Annotated in this window: 17 protein-coding genes; 11 read left to right on the top strand and 6 right to left on the bottom strand. The window is 48.4% G+C overall.

The window, feature by feature from the left end; all coding sequences use genetic code 11:
• Positions 1 to 30 precede the first annotated feature (30 nt).
• From DF182_RS15965 to DF182_RS15930, 8 genes are all read left to right on the top strand, one after another.
• Positions 31 to 1,449 (top strand): bifunctional UDP-3-O-[3-hydroxymyristoyl] N-acetylglucosamine deacetylase/3-hydroxyacyl-ACP dehydratase, encoded by a 1,419-nt coding sequence (locus tag DF182_RS15965; protein ID WP_113616618.1) that lies wholly within the window; start codon positions 31 to 33, stop codon positions 1,447 to 1,449.
• A gap of 5 nt (positions 1,450 to 1,454) precedes the next feature.
• Positions 1,455 to 2,255, top strand: a complete 801-nt coding sequence (gene lpxA / locus DF182_RS15960) for an acyl-ACP--UDP-N-acetylglucosamine O-acyltransferase (RefSeq protein WP_113616617.1) — start codon at positions 1,455 to 1,457, stop codon at positions 2,253 to 2,255.
• Positions 2,239 to 2,859: an ABC transporter ATP-binding protein gene (locus DF182_RS15955; protein WP_113616615.1), complete on the top strand. Its 621-nt coding sequence runs from the start codon at positions 2,239 to 2,241 to the stop codon at positions 2,857 to 2,859. The genes lpxA and DF182_RS15955 overlap by 17 nt, the downstream gene beginning before the upstream one ends.
• 57 nt (positions 2,860 to 2,916) lie before the next feature.
• Positions 2,917 to 4,224: an MFS transporter gene (locus tag DF182_RS15950; protein WP_113616613.1), complete on the top strand. Its 1,308-nt coding sequence runs from the start codon at positions 2,917 to 2,919 to the stop codon at positions 4,222 to 4,224.
• A gap of 49 nt (positions 4,225 to 4,273) precedes the next feature.
• Positions 4,274 to 5,113 (top strand): MBL fold metallo-hydrolase, encoded by an 840-nt coding sequence (locus DF182_RS15945; RefSeq protein ID WP_113616611.1) that lies wholly within the window; start codon positions 4,274 to 4,276, stop codon positions 5,111 to 5,113.
• A gap of 56 nt (positions 5,114 to 5,169) precedes the next feature.
• On the top strand, positions 5,170 to 5,550 hold the full coding sequence (locus DF182_RS15940) for a co-chaperone GroES (protein ID WP_245957457.1): 381 nt from the start codon (positions 5,170 to 5,172) through the stop codon (positions 5,548 to 5,550).
• 171 nt (positions 5,551 to 5,721) lie between these two features.
• Complete coding sequence (locus DF182_RS15935; RefSeq protein ID WP_113616609.1) at positions 5,722 to 7,272, top strand: helicase HerA-like domain-containing protein; 1,551 nt, start codon at positions 5,722 to 5,724, stop codon at positions 7,270 to 7,272.
• 159 nt (positions 7,273 to 7,431) lie between these two features.
• Positions 7,432 to 8,478 carry a Gfo/Idh/MocA family oxidoreductase gene (locus DF182_RS15930; protein WP_113616607.1) on the top strand — a complete coding sequence of 349 codons (1,047 nt, stop codon included), beginning with the start codon at positions 7,432 to 7,434 and terminating at the stop codon, positions 8,476 to 8,478.
• A 55-nt stretch (positions 8,479 to 8,533) separates the two neighbouring features.
• Here the strand turns inward: DF182_RS15930 and DF182_RS15925 are convergent, their stop codons facing one another.
• Both DF182_RS15925 and DF182_RS15920 read right to left on the bottom strand, forming a co-directional pair.
• Complete coding sequence (locus tag DF182_RS15925) at positions 8,534 to 10,447, bottom strand: RecQ family ATP-dependent DNA helicase (RefSeq protein ID WP_245957456.1); 1,914 nt, start codon at positions 10,445 to 10,447, stop codon at positions 8,534 to 8,536.
• A gap of 44 nt (positions 10,448 to 10,491) precedes the next feature.
• A complete protein-coding gene (locus DF182_RS15920) occupies positions 10,492 to 12,594 on the bottom strand; it encodes a heavy metal translocating P-type ATPase (RefSeq protein ID WP_113616605.1) in 2,103 nt (700 codons plus the stop codon).
• 145 nt (positions 12,595 to 12,739) lie between these two features.
• Between DF182_RS15920 and tsaE the strand changes: the two genes are divergently transcribed.
• Both tsaE and DF182_RS15910 read left to right on the top strand, forming a co-directional pair.
• Positions 12,740 to 13,177 carry a tRNA (adenosine(37)-N6)-threonylcarbamoyltransferase complex ATPase subunit type 1 TsaE gene (gene tsaE / locus DF182_RS15915; RefSeq protein ID WP_113616603.1) on the top strand — a complete coding sequence of 146 codons (438 nt, stop codon included), beginning with the start codon at positions 12,740 to 12,742 and terminating at the stop codon, positions 13,175 to 13,177.
• 41 nt (positions 13,178 to 13,218) lie between these two features.
• Entirely contained in the window at positions 13,219 to 14,436 is a 1,218-nt protein-coding gene (locus DF182_RS15910; RefSeq protein WP_113616601.1) for an alanine dehydrogenase, read from the top strand.
• A 171-nt stretch (positions 14,437 to 14,607) separates the two neighbouring features.
• Here DF182_RS15910 and DF182_RS15905 read toward each other — a convergent pair whose 3' ends face one another.
• The 3 genes from DF182_RS15905 to DF182_RS15895 form a co-directional block, all read right to left on the bottom strand.
• Complete coding sequence (locus tag DF182_RS15905) at positions 14,608 to 15,408, bottom strand: undecaprenyl-diphosphate phosphatase (RefSeq protein ID WP_113616600.1); 801 nt, start codon at positions 15,406 to 15,408, stop codon at positions 14,608 to 14,610.
• Positions 15,409 to 15,487: 79 nt separating this feature from the next.
• Positions 15,488 to 15,784 (bottom strand): DUF3098 domain-containing protein, encoded by a 297-nt coding sequence (locus DF182_RS15900; protein ID WP_113616921.1) that lies wholly within the window; start codon positions 15,782 to 15,784, stop codon positions 15,488 to 15,490.
• Positions 15,785 to 15,818: 34 nt separating this feature from the next.
• A complete protein-coding gene (locus DF182_RS15895) occupies positions 15,819 to 16,691 on the bottom strand; it encodes a cell division protein FtsX (RefSeq protein ID WP_113616598.1) in 873 nt (290 codons plus the stop codon).
• A 258-nt stretch (positions 16,692 to 16,949) separates the two neighbouring features.
• Between DF182_RS15895 and leuS the strand changes: the two genes are divergently transcribed.
• A complete protein-coding gene (gene leuS, locus DF182_RS15890; protein WP_113616596.1) occupies positions 16,950 to 19,715 on the top strand; it encodes a leucine--tRNA ligase in 2,766 nt (921 codons plus the stop codon).
• Between the two features lie 89 nt (positions 19,716 to 19,804).
• On the opposite strand, the gene DF182_RS15885 is transcribed toward leuS, so the two are convergent.
• Positions 19,805 to 20,086: a hypothetical protein gene (locus DF182_RS15885; protein WP_113616594.1), complete on the bottom strand. Its 282-nt coding sequence runs from the start codon at positions 20,084 to 20,086 to the stop codon at positions 19,805 to 19,807.

Raw genomic sequence — 20,086 nt, 5'->3', positions numbered from 1 at the left:
TGAAGATCAAATAGTTATACATTAGTTAATATGATTGAAAATCAACAGTTGCAGAACCAGCATACCCTGAAAGGCGAGATCAGCATTTCGGGCGTAGGTTTGCATACAGGAGCCAGTGTAAACATGACACTGAAGCCGGCATCACCAGGCTTTGGTATCAAATTCCAACGAGTAGACCTTCCTAACCAGCCCGTTGTGAAAGCAGACGTGGACTACGTGGTAGACACAGCCCGCGGTACCACGCTGGAACATAATGGCGCCCGTGTAAGCACGGTAGAGCACCTGCTGGCGGCCCTGGTAGGCACCGGTGTAGACAATATACTGATCGAACTGGACGGTCCGGAAATTCCTATCATGGACGGCAGCTCCCTCCCTTTTATCGAAGAAATCGAAAGAGTAGGGATACTGGACCAGGACGCCAAAAAGATCTATTATACTATAGATACCAATATCACTTATTACGACGAGCAGAAAAAAGTAGAGATGGTAGCCCTCCCGGCACTGGACTACCGCATTACCTGCCTGATCGACTTTAACTCTCCGGTACTGGGCACCCAGCATGCGAAGATGAAAGGCATTGAACAGTTCAAAACTGAAATTGCCTCCTCCCGCACCTTCTGCTTCCTGCACGAACTGGAGTACCTGCTGAACAACAACCTGATCAAAGGTGGTGATATCAACAACGCCATCGTGGTGGTAGACCGCGCGGTAAATGAGGACGATATGTCCCGCCTCGCCAAAGCCTTCAACCGCGATACGATCTCAGTACAGCGGGAAGGTATCCTCAACAACATCGAGCTGCGTTTCCCGAATGAACCGGCACGCCATAAACTGCTCGACGTAGTGGGCGATCTGGCCCTGATTGGTTATCCTATCAAGGCGCATATCATTGCCAACCGTCCCGGTCACGCTTCCAACGTGGAGTTTGCCCGTAAGATCAAAGCATATATCAAAAAGAACAAACACAACAAAGACGTACCGGTATACGATCCAAACCAGCCACCAATCTTTGATACGCCCCGTATCGAAAGAACGCTGCCGCATCGCTATCCCATGCTGCTGGTAGATAAAATCATCGAACTGGACGAAGAACGCGTAGTAGGTATCAAAAACGTAACCTTCAACGAACACTTCTTCCAGGGCCATTTCCCGAGCAACCCGGTTATGCCCGGCGTTTTACAGCTCGAAGCACTGGCACAGGTGGGTGGTATCCTGGCGCTCAACCGCGTACCAGACCCGGAAAACTATGACACTTACTTCCTGAAAATTGACAACTGCAAATTCAAACAGAAAGTTGTTCCGGGAGATACTATGATCCTCAAAATGGAGCTGTTAAGCCCAATCAGAAGAGGTCTTGTCGAGATGCGGGGGACGGTTTTCATCGGCAATAAAGTTGCTACTGAAGCCGACATGATAGCACAAATTATAAAAACAAGAGAAGGCAAATAAAAGCAATGATCCACCCGCTTACATACATACATCCGGACGCTAAAGTGGCGCCTAATGTTAAAATTGATCCGTTTACCGTCATCCACAAAAATGTAGAAATCGGTGACGGCACCTGGATAGGCTCCAACGTGACCATCATGGAAGGAGCCCGCATCGGTAAAAACTGCCGCATATTCCCGGGAGCCGTTATTTCTGCTATCCCTCAGGATTTAAAATATGCGGGTGAAGAAACTACTGTGGAAATCGGTGACAATACCACTATCCGTGAATTTGTGACCATCAACCGCGGTACACGCGATAAATGGAAGACCAAGATCGGCAATAACTGCCTGATCATGGCCTATGGCCACATCGCACACGACTGCGAAGTGGGCAATCACTGCATCTTTTCCAACAACACCACCCTGGCCGGCCATATTACCGTAGGCGACCACGTTGTACTGGCAGGTATGGTGGCCATCCAGCAGTTCTGTAAAGTAGGCGACCACGCCTTCGTTACCGGCGGCTCCCTCGTTAGAAAAGATGTACCTCCTTATGTAAAAGCAGCACGCGAACCACTCTCCTATGTAGGTATCAACTCCGTAGGTCTCAAAAGAAGAGGTTTCTCCCTGGAAAAAATCAATCATATCCTGGATATTTACCGTGTGATCTTTGTGAAGGGCTATAAATTATCCAAGGCCATCAGCATCATTGAAGCAGAATTCCCTGCTACTGATGAAAGAGACGAAATACTCTCCTTCATCCGTGAATCCGGCCGTGGTATTATGAGAGGTTATACTTCCCACTCCAATGATGATATCTCTTGAACAGACCGGAAAACGGTTTAACTACGACTGGATATTTCGTGGTGTAACCCTCTCCTTCCAGGCAGGTGAACGCTACGCGATTCTGGGACCCAATGGTTCAGGAAAATCCACTTTACTACAGGTTATCAGCGGCGCCATTCAACACAACGAAGGCACCATACAATACAGCACACCGGAAAAGCCCATCGCTCACGATGCGTTTTTCCGGTACTGTGCTATTGCTGCCCCCTACCTTGAACTCATCGAAGAATTCACCCTCACGGAAATCATCGAATTCCATCTTCAGTTCAAACAATTCCTCCCGGGCATCACGCCTGTCATGGCCATGCAACTGGTAGGACTGGAAAAGGCCGCCGGAAAACAGCTCCGCAACTTCTCCTCGGGGATGAAACAACGTATCAAACTGGCCCTCGCCATTCTCAGCGATGTGCCCGTACTACTGCTCGACGAACCCTGCACCAACCTCGACGCCGCCGGTGTAGCCCTGTACCAGCAGCTGATCAATCAATATGGCGGCAACCGCCTTATCATTGTCAGCTCCAACGACGAACAGGAGTATTTTATGTGCAGACACTACATCCATATCACCGACTACAAACAATAATTATCTCGTATCGCTATTTTGTTATCTTCGTTGTCGAACTAACAGTTATCACTATTTATGAATACTGCCGGCAAAAAGGTAATCAATGGCTGGGCCATGTATGACTGGGCCAACTCCGTATACAATCTTGTTATCACCACTACTTTCTTCCCTATTTACTTCCTGGCAGTCACAGATGAACATGTGAACTTCCTGGGTATGCGCTTTGTCAACTCAGCGTTGTACAACTATACCATGGCGGCAGCTTTCCTGCTGGTAGCAATCGCTTCCCCTATCCTGTCGTCTATCTCCGACACCAGGGGTAACAAAAAGAGCTTCCTGAAATTCTTTACCATCATGGGTTCGATATCCTGCGCAGCCCTTTTCTTTTTTGACAAAAGCTCCCTGTGGCTGGGCGTGCTGGCCTTTATGCTCGCTACCATGGGCTATTGCGGCGGTCTGGTGTTTTACAACTCCTACCTCCCCGAGATAGCAGCCCCCGAAGACCGCGACCGTATCAGTGCCCGCGGCTTCAGCATGGGATATATCGGCAGCGTGATATTACAGCTGATAGGGTTTGCGCTGATCCTTAAAAAACCTTTCGGGCTGGGAGACGATAAACTGGTACAGATCACTTTCCTGCTGGTAGGCGTATGGTGGCTGGGATTTGCCCAGATCACCTTTGCCACCCTCCCCGATACCAAAGGCACCATCAGCAAACACACCGGCAGTGCCATTATGGAAGGATTTACCGAATTACGGAAAGTGTACGCACAGGTAAAAACCATGCCTGTACTCAAACGTTTTCTCCGTGGCTTTTTCTTCTACAGTATGGGCGTGCAGACCGTTATGATGGCCGCTACTATTTTCGGCAGTAAAGTATTACACCTCCCTTCCGACAAGCTGATAGCCACCGTAGTGATCATTCAGGTGGTAGCCATTGCCGGCGCATGGGGCATGGCCCGCCTTTCTGGTATTTTCGGCAACCTTCGTGTATTGATAGGCGTTGTATTACTGTGGATAGGCATCTGTATCGCCGGTTACAAAATGCAAACCGCCATGCATTTTTATCTCCTGGCCACGGCAGTAGGACTGGTAATGGGCGGCATACAGTCACTGAGCCGTTCTACGTACGCCAAACTGATGCCTGAAACAAAAGATACCGCCAGCTTCTTCAGTTATTATGATGTGACTGAAAAGCTGTCTATCGTGATCGGTATGTTTTCTTTTGCCTATATTGATGATCTCACCAACGATATGCGCAACTCTGTGCTCGCACTGGTGGTATTTTTCGTGATTGGCCTGGTATGGATCATCTCTGCCTTACTGAAGCAACAACAGACACCCACACCACAGCCCCGGAGAAAAGAAGAGGCAGTAATTTGATCTTTCAGCAAGGGATAACATCGTTATCCCTGTCAAAATATCCAATGATATGAAGTTATATACCATTGAAACAGGTTTCTTTAAACTGGACGGCGGTGCTATGTTTGGCGTAGTGCCTAAAACCATGTGGAATAAACTCAATCCGGCAGATGAAAACAATCTCTGCTCCTGGGCCATGCGTTGTCTGCTCATAGAAGACGGCAACCGGCTGATCCTGGTAGACAACGGCATCGGCGACAAACAGGACCCTAAATTCTTCAGCCACTACTACCTGCATGGTGATGCCACACTCGACAAATCCTTGGCCGCACACGGCTTCCACCGGGATGATATCACCGATGTGTTTTTAACACACCTGCATTTTGACCATTGCGGAGGCAGCATTGCGAGAGAAGGGGACAAACTGGTACCAGCCTTCAAAAATGCGACCTTCTGGAGCAATGAAGACCACTGGAAATGGGCCACTGTACCCAACGATCGTGAAAAAGCTTCTTTCCTGAAAGAAAATATTCTGCCTATCCAGGAAAGCGGGCAACTGAAATTTGTATCACATCAGGAAGGTGTTGCCTTTACTGACAATTTCAATATCCGTTTTGTCAATGGGCATACAGACTCCATGATGTTGCCACAGATCCGTTACAAGGACCAGACTATTGTGTACATGGCCGACCTCCTGCCTTCTGCGGCGCATATCCCCATTCCTTATGTGATGGCCTATGATATGTTTCCGCTGACCACACTTAACGAAAAGAAACAATTCCTGCAGGAAGCGCTGGACAAACAGTATGTACTCTTCTTTGAGCACGATCCGGCCATTGAATGCTGTGTGTTGCAGTCTACCGACAAAGGTATCCGCGCAGGTGAATCTTTCGCCCTCAGCGCATTGTAGGTACTGTCGTTATGTCACTAAAAACAGACCTGCATCATTTTTGATCCGATTAAAACATGGCTATACATATTACACCGGATAACAAATTGAAAAAACTGATCGTTGTCGGCGACCGTGTGCTGATTAAGCCAACTACGCCACATGATCGGACCAAAAGCGGATTGTACCTCCCTCCTGGCGTACAGTCCAAAGAAAAGGTACAGCGCGGATATGTAATCAAAACCGGACCAGGTTATGCCATCCCTGTTCCCATTGAGGAAGAGGATGCATGGAAACCGGAAGAAGACAAAGTGAAATACATTCCGTTGCAGGCAAAAGAAGGCGATCTGGCCATCTTTCTGCTCAGCGGTTCTACAGAGGTGGTTTATGGAGATGAAACCTATTTTATTGTACCTCAGGGAGCCATATTGATGCTGGAGAGAGAAGAAGACCTGTAAACGCTGATCATTTTTTTTGCAGATATTGAAAGGGCTGTTTCTATTGAGACAGCCCTTTTTGATGCGCAGCAGTTTTTGATTATATTATCAGTAGATTAAATTCAACGACTGCCGCCAAATGGCAGGGATTGCACCTGGTTTTTGTTATCTTCATAAAAAACATATTACACCATGGCCAATAAAGAAGCATTTCTGGAATCAATCAAGAACGGCTATACATTTAAAGGCGAGCATTTCAAGTTGGGATGCGCAATGCTGGATGGTGAAGTGATCAGTGGCGCAGATGTATACCTGCCATTAAAAATGATGAACAGACATGGTCTGATTGCCGGCGCTACCGGCACAGGGAAAACCAAAACCCTGCAGGTTATTGCCGAAGGCCTTAGCGACGCCAGCATCCCGGTATTGCTGATGGATATCAAAGGTGACCTTAGCGGTATCGCAGCCGCAGGTACCGACAACCCCAAAATACAGGAACGGTATCAGAAAATAGGCGGCACCTGGTCGCCCGCCGCCTACCCGGCAGAACTGTTGTCGCTCAGCCAGGAAAAAGGAGTACGCCTGCGCGCTACCACCAGCGAGTTTGGCCCCATTCTGCTGTCTAAAATACTGGAACTCAACGATACGCAGGCCGGCCTGGTATCCATGCTGTTTAAATACTGCGACGATAATAAACTGCCTCTGCTCGACCTCAAAGACTTTAAAAAAGTGCTGCAATACGCCAGCGACGAAGGAAAAGCAGATCTGGAAAAAGATTACGGTAAAATATCCACCACTTCTACCGGCACCATCCTCCGTAAAGTGATAGAACTCGAACAACAAGGTGCAGACCTCTTCTTCGGTGAAAAATCCTTTGAAGTGGACGACCTGATGCGCATCAGCGATGACGGCCGCGGTATCGTATCTATCCTCAGAGTCAGTGATATACAGGACAGACCCAAACTCTTCTCCACCTTCATGCTCAGCCTCCTGGCAGAGCTGTATGCCACCCTGCCCGAAGAAGGAGATCTGGACAAACCCAAACTGGTCATGTTCATCGATGAAGCACACCTCATCTTCAACGAAGCCAGCGACGCCTTACTCAAACAAATTGATACCATTATCAAACTGATACGATCCAAAGGTGTAGGCATCTTCTTCTGTACACAAAATCCCATGGATGTCCCCGCCTCCGTGCTCGGGCAACTAGGCCTCAAAGTACAACATGCCCTGCGTGCCTTCACCGCCAACGACCGTAAAACCATCAAACAAACTGCAGAAAACTACCCGCTTTCCGATTTCTACAAAACAGATGAACTACTCACTCAGATCGGTATCGGTGAAGCACTTATCACCTGCCTCAACGAAAAAGGCGTGCCTACACCACTCGCAGCTACCATGCTGGTCACTCCACGCTCCCGCATGGATGTGCTCACAGACGCTGAAGTAGACACCCTCGTTAATAATTCCAAACTCGTAAAAAAGTACGCCGAAACCATCGATAACGAAAGCGCCTACGAAATACTCAACGCCAAACTACAGGAAGCTGCCGACAAAACGGCCGCCGCTACCACAGCCAGTAGCCAGTCCGGTAAAGGCAAACCGGAAAAAAGCGTCTTTGAACAGGTGATGGAAAGCTCCGCCATGAAACAGGCCGGCCGTACAGCCGCCAACGTTATCACCCGCAGCCTGCTGGGTGCGCTGGGACTGGGTGGCAGAAGCAAGAAAAGCAGTTGGTTCTAAACGGTGATTGTCCTGATGTGGATGATTCTCCTGATAGCGAAGAGTTTTGCACAGATGATCTTTGAGAAGAATAGAAGGAAGATGCAGAAAAACTGATTGTTTTTTTATATTTTAATCCTGAGAATCAATCTAATTAGCCTAATCCTGAGGAAAATAATTATGAGTAAAGTTATCAAAACGGGCATCTGTTCTTTTGGCATGTCCGGACAAGTTTTCCATGCACCTTTTATACATGTGAATCCCGGGTTTGAATTCACGGCAGTGGTGGAACGCAGCAAAAACCTGGCAAAACAACGGTATCCTAACGTCAAAGTATATACGACTGTTGATGATATGCTGGCAGACAAAGAGCTGGAACTGATTGTAGTCAACACTCCCAACTATACCCACTTCGATTACGTAAAAGCCGCTCTGGAAGCAGGTAAAAACGTAATAGTGGAAAAACCGTTTACTGTCAATACCGAAGAGGCTAAGACCCTCATAGAACTGGCTGCCTCAAAAAAATTACTGCTCAGCGTCTATCACAACCGCCGCTATGACAGCGATTTCAAAATCGTACGGAAAGTCATCAACGACGGTCTGCTGGGCGATATCCTGGAAGCAGAAATACACTACGACCGCTTTAAGGAAGAACTGAGCTATAAAAAACATAAGGAACAAGCACTGCCCGGCACCGGTAGCCTCTACGATCTGGGTTCTCACCTGATCGATCAGGCATTGCAACTGTTTGGCTTTCCACAGGCAGTATGGGCTGATATACGCATCATCCGTCAGGAGTCTGTTGTAGATGATTATTTTGAGCTGGTGCTTTATTACAATAACCTGCGGGTACGCCTCAAATGCAGTTACCTCATAAGGGAAGCCCTCCCCTCCTATCAGTTACATGGCCGCAAAGGGTCTTTCATCAAAACAAAATCTGATATACAGGAAGCTCAGCTACAAAGAGGACTGTTTCCTAACAGCCCTGACTGGGGCGCAGAAGCACCACACGAATGGGGCCTGTTGCACACAGAGATTGATGGCAAAGTAGTAAAACAGTTTCTACCCAGCACCAACGGTAACTACATGGAATATTACCAGGGTATATACGAAGCGTTGGCCAACAATGCGCCTAATCCGGTTAATCCACGGGATGCAGAAAATGTGATCAGGATTATTGAAACAGCCTTCCAGAGCAGTAAAGAAGGCAAAGTGATTCATTTCTGATATAGCGTTTTTTTGATTTAGGGATTTATTGGATTTCCAATAAATCCCTAAATCCTTAAATACAGAGTTTTCCTTCTTCATCACGACGTAACAAGCCTTCTTCATTCATAAACTGCAACACCGCCATCAGATCGTTCCTCCGAACATCCGCCAGCTGCTGGTGAAGATCCGCAAATAACAGCGGCTGCTTTTTTAAGATCGTGATAACGTCATCGGATATACGCTTAAACATAGCAGCATCCATTGGTACCGATTTCTTCTTCAGACATACATCACAGACTCCACAAGGTTTAGCTTCTTTTTCTCCGAAATAAGCCACCAGCTGCTGCGTACGGCATATCTCACCGTGACGGGCATACGCAAACATGGCCGCAAGCCTGTCTGTATAGGCTTTTTTCCTCACCTCTACCCGCGCCATATTGATCCGTAGCTGGGAAGAAGACACTCTTTCCTGTAAGAAACAAAGCTGTGGCTCGTCGCGACGGGCCTGGTAGTGAATAATGCCATACTGATGAAGCTGTTGCAGCTGTGCAGCAATATCATCATCTTCCATATACATGATCCTACCGATCTGCCGTTCGTAAACAGGTACCGAATGATCAAAAATACCTTCATAGGTACGCAGCAATACCTTGATGATTTCTTCCAATACAGGATAAGCGCTTTCAAAAGCGTACAGGGATTCCTTGTTGGTCACAAACTCCACCCGGGAAGGGAGGAACACACTTTCACTCAGTTGTAATACTTCTTCCTGCTCCAGCAGTTTTACAGCACTGTACACCATGGTGAGGTTCAACTGAAAAGTGCGGGCAAATTCGTTGATATCAAAGTCAAAATACACACCTTCCGCACTACCAACAGGTACTTGCAGATAGTTGACAATACACTGGTATACTTCGCGTACCTGCTCCTGTGTAGGGAACTGCAACGCAATACGTTCCTGCATTTCCGCCAGTTCCCCTTCATTGTAGAGCAGTACGGCGTAGGCCTTCTGTTCATCACGGCCGGCACGACCTGCTTCCTGATAATAAGCTTCCAGACCATCAGGGATATCGTAATGCACCACCACCCGCACATCCGGCTTGTCGATGCCCATGCCAAAAGCGTTAGTACACACCATGATACGGGTTTCGTTATTGATCCAGGCTTCCTGCCTGGCGGCGCGTTCGGCCTGTGGCAGGCCGGCATGATAGTAGCTGGCGGGTATTCCCTGCAACTGCAGCAGCGTAGCGATTTCCTTGGTCCGTTTGCGGTTACGGCAGTATACGATACCGCATCCGGGCACACGGTCCAGGATATGTTTTACTTTATCAATTTTGGTGGCTTCTTCCAACACGCTGTAGGAAAGGTTGGCACGGGTAAAACTTTTGGTAAACACCTTTGCCTCATTCATCAGCAGTTTATCACAGATATCTGTCTGTACCCTGGGGGTGGCAGATGCTGTAAGTGCCAGTACAGGCGTGTCAGGGAAAAAACTGCGGATATCCGCTATTTTCAGATAGGCAGGCCGGAAATCATATCCCCACTGGGAGATACAGTGGGCTTCATCTACCGCAATCAGGTTTACCGGCAGTCCATCACAATAAGTCTGAAAAAGTTTGCTTTGCAGGCGTTCCGGCGATACATACAGAAATTTACATCCTCCTCTGCGAGCTGCTTCCAGCACACGTTCCACATCTTTATACAACATACCGGAGTAGATGGAATAAGCAGAGATGCCTTTCCGTTTGAGGTTGGCCACCTGGTCTTTCATCAAAGCGATCAGCGGTGTGATCACGAGACAGAGCCCCGGTTTCATCATGGCAGGTACCTGAAAACAGATAGACTTACCGCCGCCTGTGGGTAACAAAGCAAGGGTATCCTGGCCTGCCAGGATACTGTTGATAATATCTTCCTGTAATGCGCGGAACTGGCTGTAACCCCAGTATTGCTGTAGTATGGCTACGGGTGTGCTCAAAGCTTTGTACAAATAGTGCGCCCGCAATTTACTATTTACGACGCACTATTCGTGTGTCAATGCAACACGTTCTTATATCGCAGGCGTACTGAATTGACCGCCAGCACCACATCGGAAAGGCCCATCACACCGGCTCCCACGATAGGATTTAAAAAGCCCAGCGCGGCCACCGGAATGGCTACCACATTGTAAATAAAGGCCCAGAAAAGATTCTGTTTGATGGTGAGATAGGTATGTTTGCCAAGACCTAATGCCAGCGGCAGTGAGCCCAGATGATTATTCAACAGCACCACATTGGCGCTCTGCATGGCCACCTGGGTAGCATCACTCAGAGAGATACCAATGGTAGCTTTGGAGAGGGCCGGGGCATCGTTGATACCATCGCCCACCATGGCGGTGGGAGCCGTTTGCATTAAACGGTCAATCTGTTGCAGCTTCTGCTGGGGTGACTGTTCAGCATACACTTCAGTGATACCCAGTGCTGCAGCCAGCTCCTGGCATTTGCGGCTGGTATCACCACTCAGCAATATCGGTTTGATACCCGCTTCTTTCAGCTGACGGATGACTGTATCTGCTTCCGGCCGTATTTCATCGGTGAAGTCGAGCCATCCCATGAGTACACCATTGCGAAGGAGGTAGAGGTTATGGCTGTCATCCTGTGTTACACCGGCAGCCATGCGAAAGGATCCCAGCTGCCATTCGTTGCCTTCCTGGTCTTTGGCACGCATGCCGAGGCCTTTGTGTTCCCTTACCTGCTGCAGGGGCACTTCTCCGGCTGATTTCCACATAGCGGCCACAGAGCGGGCTATCGGGTGAGACGAATATTTTTCCAGGCTGTATACGATCTTCCGGAAAGCCATATCCTCCAGGGAGCTGTGGTAATTATGCAGTACCAGTTTTCCGGTGGTGAGTGTACCGGTTTTATCGAATACTACCTGTTTGATATTTTTGAACAGTTCCAGTGTATGCCCGCCTTTGATCAGGATACCATGCCTGGCGGCACGTCCCAGTCCTACCATAACGGCAGCAGGCGTAGCCAGCCCCATTGCACAGGGACAGGCGATCACCAGTACGGCCACGCTCCGCATCATAGCCGTAGCCAGCGAAGTATGTCCTATAAAGTACCAGCCCAGGAAGGTGATGATAGCGATACTCAGCACCAGCGGCACAAAAATGGCGCTGATACGGTCTGCCAGCCGCTGCATGGGCGGTTTGTCCTGCTGGGCCTGTTTTACCAGTTCTATGATGTAAGACAACACGGTGTCTTTGCCTGTGGCGGTGATATAAACCTTGATGCTGCCTTCTTCCAGGATGGTACCGCCTATCACCTTGTCTTTTTCCTTTTTGCTGACAGGTTCGCTTTCACCGGTGATCATGGATTCGTTGATATGTGCGCTACCCCAGTAGATAGTGCCGTCCATAGGGATTTTATCCCCGGTATTGACCAGTACACAGTCGCCAGGACGGAGGATACGATTGTCTACTTCGTTGATATGTTCATGCCCATGGTCCGTATTGATGAGCCGGGCGGTGGTCACCTGCATGCCAGCCAGTTCTGCAATGGCAGAAGTGGTTTGTTTCACCGATTTTTCTTCCAGGAGATTGCCCAGGAATACCAGGGTGATGATAGCCGCTGTGGTCTCATAAAACATGTATTCGGGGTTGCCCATTACGATGGTGCCGATGAGGCTGTACACAAAGGCAGCGCTGGCACCGAGGGTCACCAGTACGTCCATATTGGCCATACGGTTCATAATAGAACGGATGGCGCTTTTACCGAAGTGCCATAATCCCATCAGGAATACCGGCAGTGTCAGCCAGAACTGAGTCCATGGCTGATGCAGCCAATGCCAGTCGACCCACATATGCAGTAATAAGGGCAGGGTAAATATTAAGCAAAAGAAGAATTTGAAGGTCAGGGTATTAAAAACAGATACCTGAGTGGGCGCCTGGTCTGGCAGCACTACGCGGAAACCGAGGTGGTTGATGCCTTCCAGCACTACTGCGGAGTCGGCGCCGGCGGGAGCGGTGAAACTCACCTCTTCCGTAGCGAAGCTGACATTGACATTTTCCATACCTTTTTTCTCGAGGTAGCGGGATACGCTGAGTGCACAATTGGTACAATGCATCCCCTCCACTTTGCAGCTGATTGATGTCATGGTGTTTCCTTTTTTCCTTTTGCAAAGGTACCGGAAGGTACCTTAAAGGGGTGTAAATATTAATGCAACAGCGACTCATTTTAATTAAGGAATTTCATGATTCCGGGATTTTTTGGGCCGACCATTCAAATTCATAAATTTGCTGATGCAATGGACATTTACGCTGGAACAACTGCCGGAGATAGCAGGGGCTTTCTGGGAATACTTTGGCGATAAACAGGTATTTACGCTTAACGGCCCTATGGGTGCCGGGAAAACAACCATGATCAAGGCCCTTTGCGCGGCCAAAGGCGTAGCCGACGCTACGGCAAGTCCCACTTTCTCCATCATCAACGAATATGGCTACCTCGATCCGCAGGGACGCCCCCGCCGTATTTATCATCTCGACCTCTACCGGTTAAAGGATGAGAACGATGCTATCAGCGCCGGCGTGGAAGACACACTCTACCAGGACGCCATCAGCTTCGTGGAATGGCCCGACGTGATAGCCCCGCTCCTGCCTCCTGATACGGTCCATCTTCAGCTGGAAGTACTCCCCGATCAAAAAAGGGTACTTCGCGAAATCGCTGCATCTGACAAATAGCGTATCTTTACTTAATCACAGAAAATAATATTGAAGCGTATATGGAGCAAAGGCAAAAACCTGTAGTGAGTGCTGGCTTTACTTATTCACCACTGGAAGAAACGCTGGATATCCCACAAAAAAATTCCCGTTTGTACATCGGTATCCCAAAGGAAAACTCCTTCCAGGAAAACCGTATTGCCCTGACGCCCGACGCAGTAAGCATCCTGGCCGCACACGGACATCATATAGTGGTAGAACATAAAGCTGGCGACGGATCACATTACTATGATACCGACTACTCAGAAGCCGGTGCCGAGATCGTGTATGATAAAAAAGAAGTGTTCAAAGCGGAGATCATCGTCAAGTCAGCCCCACTGAATGACGAAGAAATTGAACTACTCCACCCGCACCAGATCATCATATCGCCCATCCACCTGGCAGCCCTGAAAGCGCCCCAGGTACAGAAAATGATGGACAAACGCATCACCCTGCTCTCTTTTGAAAACCTGAAAGACGATGCAGGCACCTACCCTATTGTAAGGGCCATGAGTGAAATTGCCGGCGGCGCTGTCATGCTCATCGCCGGTCAGTACCTGAGCAATGGCAATAAAGGTAAGGGTATTCTCCTGGGCGGCATCACCGGTATCCCACCTACCAAAGTGGTGATCATCGGGGCCGGTATCGTAGGGGAGTTTGCAGCCCGCACCGCGATGGCACTGGGTGCTTCTGTGAAAGTATTCGACAACAATATCTACAAACTTAAAAGGCTGCAGAACAATATCGGTGTCCGGGTCTTCACATCTGTGATCCAGCCCAAAGTGCTGGCCGAACAACTGCGCAACGCCGATGTAGCCGTGGGAGCCTTATCTTCCCAGAGCGGCCGTACCCCCATCGTTGTCACCGAATCCATGGTGAGCAATATGAAAGCAGGATCTGTGATCGTAGATGTCAGCATAGACCGCGGCGGTTGCTTCGAAACCTCCGAGATCACCAGCCACGAAAATCCGGTATTCAAAAAGTATGACGTAGTACACTACTGCGTACCCAATATCCCTTCCGGCTTCGCCCGCACTGCCTCAGAAGCTATCAGCAATGTACTGATGCCCCTGCTCATTGAAGCAGCTGATGATGGCGGATTCGAAAATCTCGTATGGATCAAACGGGGTATCAGAAATGGTATTTACCTCTATAAAGGTGCCCTCACCAACTACCATCTCAGTGAAAAATTCAAACTGAAGTATACAGATCTGGAATTACTGTTGGCCGTCAAAGGGTAACTGTGATGGATGTGATAAATACTGATGCTCCTGATGGAGTGAAGATAAAAACAAAGAACCCATTGATGTAAAATCAATGGGTTCTTTGTTTTTATCAATAAGATATCGCGTTCATCTTCGCTCATATCTCCGCTCTATCAGGAGCATCAGTATTTATCACATCCATCACAGTTACAGTTCCAGGGAATAACCCATCAGAATAGCACCGATAATAATAGCGCCTACAATAATGCGGTAGTAACCCCACATTTTGAAACCATATTTTTTTAAGGCACCGATAAAGAACTTGATAGCGCCCATGGCCACTACAAAAGCTACGATGTTACCCACCAGCAGCAGTTTCAGATTTTCCGGGTGAGCCATCAGCAGCTCTTTCCCTTTCAGCAGTTTGTAACCAGTGGCTGCAGCCATGGTAGGTACCGCCAGGAAGAAAGAGAATTCGGCTGCTTCACTGCGGGTAAGCTTCTGTTGCATACCGCCAATGATGGAAGCGGCACTACGGCTAACACCGGGCACCAGCGCCAGGCACTGGAAAAAGCCGATACGCAGGGCTGCAAAGATGCCTACTTTCTCATCTGTGTCGATTGTTGGTTGCTGGAACCAATTGTCCACAAACAACAATACGATACCGCCGAGCAGCAGGGTAATGCCCACTGTAAGCGGGCTTTCCAGCAGCTGGTCTATTTTATCACTGAAGAGATAACCGGCGATGAGGGCAGGTATCACGGCTACAATCAACTTCACATAAAAACTGATCCTGTTTTTATCAAAAACCAGAAATTTCCTCCAGTACAATACCACCACGGCCAGAATAGCGCCCAGCTGGATCACTACTTCAAACAGTTTGGTAAATTCATCCTTGCTAATACCCAGCAACGAGCTTACAATAATCATATGACCAGTAGAGGAGATCGGCAGAAATTCAGTCAGCCCTTCTACGATGGCAATAATGATGGCATGGAAAAAGTTCATTAAATCAAGTATGGTTAAAAGTGATAAAAAAAAGCGATGAGGGCATCATCGCTGTAAAATATATTCGTTGGCTGCAAAACTACTCTTTGGTTTTAGGACGAGCCATGATGGCATACACCTCTATCAGCAGGCCCAGCACAATTACGATAGGTGCCAGCGTGATACGACGAAAGCTGTATACTTCTTCCGGTTTGAAAGCATTGGGATCATTACTGTTGCCTCCCATCATGAGAAAAAAGCCCAATACAATCACTACGATGCCAGCCAGCATGTATTTGTAGTTCTCTTTCGGGAAAATAGGGCGGCTGTCGGTCACTGGATGGGATGCCTGGGGGGCGTCCTTGGTCACAGTAGATCTGAGTGTTTCTTTAGCCATAGCCATAGTGTTTATTTGTTATGATGATGATGCATTAATAAAGATCGTCCAGTTTGAGCCGCAGGTATTTCATTACGGAGCGGTGAGTACTGAACAGGGAGATGGCGATACCTACGACGATCATGCCCAGGAAAAGCAGGGCTATCATCACGTTGTCCCGCAATCCGTTGAGCTCCGGCAGGGCTTTATCTGCAAACGACAGAATGGCCACCAGACCGGCAATAGCAATCAGTGCGCTGATAGCACCATTGGCAACGCTGCGGAGATCAAACGGTTTGGCGATAAACCAGCGGGTAGCACCCACCATCTGCATGGTTTTGATCAGGAAACGGTTGCTGAACATAGCCAGGCGGATCGTATTATCGATCAGGAAGATGACCACCAGTGCCAGCAGACAGCTGATAATCAGGATCACCATTCCTATTTTGTTGACGTTTTCATTCAGTTTGCTCACCAGTGTACGCTGATAGGATATCTCCCGCACAATGCTCTGCTGCGTGAGGTTGTTTTCAATCACTTTCAGACTGTCATTATTAACATAGTTAGCGTTAGCTTTTATATTAATACTGGCATACAATGGGTTATACTGCAACAGCTGTATAAAATCTTCTCCAAAATCCTTTTTGAAGCGCTGGGCCGCCATATCCTTGGACACATATTCAATTGTTTTTATATATGGCTTATGGGCGATAGAATCGCGCAGCGCCAGGGCCTGGGTTTCTTTTACATTATCTCTCAGGATAACCTGTACTTCAATACTTTCCTTAAAGTACTTGCTAAGCTTGCTGGCATGGATTACCACAAGACCCAGGGTACCCAATGAAAACAATACCAGTGCTACTCCAATAATGGAGTAGAGGTAGGACGGTTTAGACTTCTTTGCTGATGATTTCCCGGATTGCGCCATTAATCTGCAGTTTATCGGCGAAAATAATAAAAATTAGCAGTTATGTGTAATTTTGCCAGTCCCTTAGGTTACTGGCAACGTAATATGTTAAGAAAACGGCAATATATAAAGATGTTGGGGGATGACATTGCTGTATTAATATTTTTAACATTATTTTGCTGAAACGGCATAATCCGATTTTTAAATTATAACTGATAACGCGGTAAAGCCCGGATGTATTGTCTATATCCGTTGCTTACTGCTCATCTACACTCATATATGGAATACAATTTCAGGGCAATCGAAAAAAAGTGGCAACAGCAATGGCAGGAGTCCCACGCTTACAAAGTCAGCAATGACAGCCCCAAACCCAAATGTTATGTGCTGGACATGTTCCCCTACCCTTCCGGAGCAGGGCTACACGTAGGGCATCCTTTGGGCTACATCGCTACAGACATCTATGCAAGGTATAAAAGGCTAAAAGGTTATAACGTACTACATACCATGGGGTACGACGCCTTCGGCCTGCCGGCAGAACAATACGCCCTGGAAACAGGCCAGCATCCGGCCGTTACCACCGCCCAGAACATCAAAGCCTTCCGGGAACAGCTGGATAATATCGGATTTTGCTATGACTGGGACCGCCAGGTAAATACCAGCGATCCTTCTTACTATAAATGGACCCAGTGGATCTTTTTACAGCTGTTTGAAAGCTGGTTTAACCGTATCAACCAGAAAGCTGAGCCCATCAGCACACTGACCGCCATCTTCGAAAAAGAAGGCAACAGCAACCACGGCTGCCCCGGCGACCGTCAGCGCTCCTTTACCGCTGCAACATGGAAAAGCTATTCCGAAAAGGAACAGCGGGAAATCCTTATGCAGTATCGCCTCGCTTTCCTGGACTACGCCGAAGTAAACTGGTGCGCTGCCCTCGGCACTGTACTGGCCAATGACGAAGTAATCAACGGTGTGAGTGAACGTGGTGGCCACCCTGTGATTAAAAAGAAAATGCGCCAGTGGTTCCTCCGCATCACCGAGTACGCCAACCGCCTCCTCGAAGGACTGGAAACCGTAGACTTCAGCGATGCCATGAAGGAAATGCAGCGCAACTGGATCGGTAAAAGCCAGGGCGCCGAAATAAAATTCGCGCTGAAAGGCTCCGACCAGCACCTGGAAGTATATACCACCCGGCCCGACACCATCTTCGGTGTAGACTTCATGGTGATTGCCCCGGAACATGAGCTGGTACAACAGATCACTACCCCGGAACAAAAAGAAGCCATCGAAAAATACCTGGAGTACGTACAAAGCCGCTCCGAAAGGGAACGTATGGCCGATGTAAAACAAATCACCGGCTGCTTTACCGGCGCCTACGCTGTCAACCCATTCGACGGCCGCGAGATACCGGTATGGACTGCAGAATACGTACTGGCCGGCTACGGCACCGGCGCCATCATGGCTGTGCCCTGCGGCGACCAGCGCGACTTCGGCTTCGCCCGTCATTTTAATATCCCCATCACCAACATCATCGGGGATGCCTTCAATGGCGAAGAAGCCAATCCTACTAAAGATGCCCAGCTGCAAAACAGCGGCTTCCTCAATGGTATGGATATGAAAGCCGCCATGGACGCGGTGATCTCCAAACTGGAAGAAATGAAGATCGGCAAACGCCAGATCAACTATAAAATGCGTGACGCAGGCTTCAGCCGTCAGCGTTACTGGGGCGAGCCATTCCCTATTCTGTTTAAGGACGGTGTTCCCTACGCGATGGACGAAAAAGACCTGCCACTGGAACTGCCCTACGTAGAACAGTACAAACCCGGAGAAGAAGGTGAAGGCCCGCTGGCCAACATCACCGACTGGGTAAACGTAGCCCCCGATGTAAAAAGGGAAACCAACACCATGCCCGGATATGCCGGCAGCAGCTGGTATTTCCTCCGCTACATGGATCCGCACAACAACACAACCTTCGCCGACCGCAAAGCTACCGACTACTGGAACCAGGTAGATGTATACGTGGGCGGTACCGAACATGCCGTAGGACACCTGCTCTACTCCCGCATGTGGACCAAAGCACTCTTTGACCTCGGTCATATCGGATTTGATGAACCTTTCAAATCACTGATCAACCAGGGGATGATTGGCGGCAGCTCCAGACTGGTATACCGTATCCGTGGTACCCAGCAGTTTGTTTCCTATGGCCTGAAAGACCAGTATGAAACCGATGCGCTGCATGTGGACGTAAACATTGTAGACGGCGTGGAATTAGACCTGGAAGCCTTTAAAAAGTGGAAAGCTGACTACGCTGACGCTACTTTTATCCTCGAAGATGGTAAATATATCTGCGGTACCCTGCTGGAAAAAATGAGCAAACGCCTGTTCAATACTGTCAACCCGAACGACCTCGTAAATAAATTCGGCGCCGACACCTTCCGTATGTACGAAATGTTCCTGGGCCCTGTAGAACAGTCCAAACCCTGGGATACCAAAGGCATAGAAGGCGTACACCGCTTCCTCAAAAAAATGTGGCGCCTGTTTGCCGATGAAAATAAAGGACTCATCGTTACCAACGACGCCCCTACACCGGAAGAGCTGAAAATACTGCATAAAACCATCAACAAAATTGATGGCGATACAAACAGCTTCTCCTACAATACGGCTGTCAGCCAGTTTATGATCTGTGTAAACGAACTGGCTACACTGAAATGCAGCAAACGGGATATCCTGGAACCATTGCTGGTACTGCTCACACCATTTGCACCTCACTTCTGCGAAGAACTGTGGCATTTACTGGGAAATACTACCAGCATCCTGAACGCAGCATATCCGGTATACAATGAAGCCTATACGAAAGAAAGCGCCTTCAACTACCCAATTGCTGTAAACGGTAAAACCCGTACTGAAATGGGCCTCCCATTAGACGCTGACAACAGCACCATCGAAAAGGAAGTACTGGCCAGCGAAGTAGTACAGAAATGGCTCGACGGCAAACAGCCTAAAAAAGTGATCATCGTAAAAGGAAGAATGATCAACATAGTAGTCTAACGATCGCTTTAACAAATAACAAAGGGAGCAAACACACCTGTGTTTTGCTCCCTTTATTTTTCTATGATAGCCTGGGCCATCAGCCACAACTAATGCATACCACCCAAACGCAGATTACTTACAATAAGGCCACAGGTCGACAACCCTACCAACAGGATAATGCCCGACGACAACAGCAGCGCTTTGCCCGTTTCAACACCGGAGTCCGAGAACATAACCAGTACAAGCCCCACCAATAGATACATTGGTGTAACGAACAATAACAACAACCCAGCCCCCATAATACCATCGCTACCGGAAATAGCCATCAGCAGTGCAATACCCAGTGGTGTCAGTAAAGTCCATAATAATTTTCTGGTAAAAGGTTTCAT

This window comes from Chitinophaga flava (genome assembly GCF_003308995.1).
Classification (GTDB): domain Bacteria; phylum Bacteroidota; class Bacteroidia; order Chitinophagales; family Chitinophagaceae; genus Chitinophaga; species Chitinophaga flava.
Note: the sequence above shows the minus strand (reverse complement) of the source record. Positions and strands in the feature narration are given on the sequence as shown.

Bases quoted from the DNA above. Each gene is read 5' to 3' on its own strand.
- DF182_RS15955 (WP_113616615.1), top strand. From the start codon at position 2,239: ATGATGATATCTCTTGAACAGACCGGAAAACGGTTTAACTACGACTGG.
- DF182_RS15945 (WP_113616611.1), top strand. From the start codon at position 4,274: ATGAAGTTATATACCATTGAAACAGGTTTCTTTAAACTGGACGGCGGT.
- tsaE (WP_113616603.1), top strand. From the start codon at position 12,740: ATGCAATGGACATTTACGCTGGAACAACTGCCGGAGATAGCAGGGGCT.
- DF182_RS15930 (WP_113616607.1), top strand. From the start codon at position 7,432: ATGAGTAAAGTTATCAAAACGGGCATCTGTTCTTTTGGCATGTCCGGA.
- DF182_RS15965 (WP_113616618.1), top strand. From the start codon at position 31: ATGATTGAAAATCAACAGTTGCAGAACCAGCATACCCTGAAAGGCGAG.
- DF182_RS15885 (WP_113616594.1), bottom strand. From the start codon at position 20,086: ATGAAACCTTTTACCAGAAAATTATTATGGACTTTACTGACACCACTG.
- DF182_RS15910 (WP_113616601.1), top strand. From the start codon at position 13,219: ATGGAGCAAAGGCAAAAACCTGTAGTGAGTGCTGGCTTTACTTATTCA.
- DF182_RS15905 (WP_113616600.1), bottom strand. From the start codon at position 15,408: ATGAACTTTTTCCATGCCATCATTATTGCCATCGTAGAAGGGCTGACT.
- DF182_RS15895 (WP_113616598.1), bottom strand. From the start codon at position 16,691: ATGGCGCAATCCGGGAAATCATCAGCAAAGAAGTCTAAACCGTCCTAC.
- lpxA (WP_113616617.1), top strand. From the start codon at position 1,455: ATGATCCACCCGCTTACATACATACATCCGGACGCTAAAGTGGCGCCT.
- leuS (WP_113616596.1), top strand. From the start codon at position 16,950: ATGGAATACAATTTCAGGGCAATCGAAAAAAAGTGGCAACAGCAATGG.
- DF182_RS15900 (WP_113616921.1), bottom strand. From the start codon at position 15,784: ATGGCTAAAGAAACACTCAGATCTACTGTGACCAAGGACGCCCCCCAG.
- DF182_RS15950 (WP_113616613.1), top strand. From the start codon at position 2,917: ATGAATACTGCCGGCAAAAAGGTAATCAATGGCTGGGCCATGTATGAC.
- DF182_RS15920 (WP_113616605.1), bottom strand. From the start codon at position 12,594: ATGACATCAATCAGCTGCAAAGTGGAGGGGATGCATTGTACCAATTGT.
- DF182_RS15940 (WP_245957457.1), top strand. From the start codon at position 5,170: ATGGCTATACATATTACACCGGATAACAAATTGAAAAAACTGATCGTT.
- DF182_RS15935 (WP_113616609.1), top strand. From the start codon at position 5,722: ATGGCCAATAAAGAAGCATTTCTGGAATCAATCAAGAACGGCTATACA.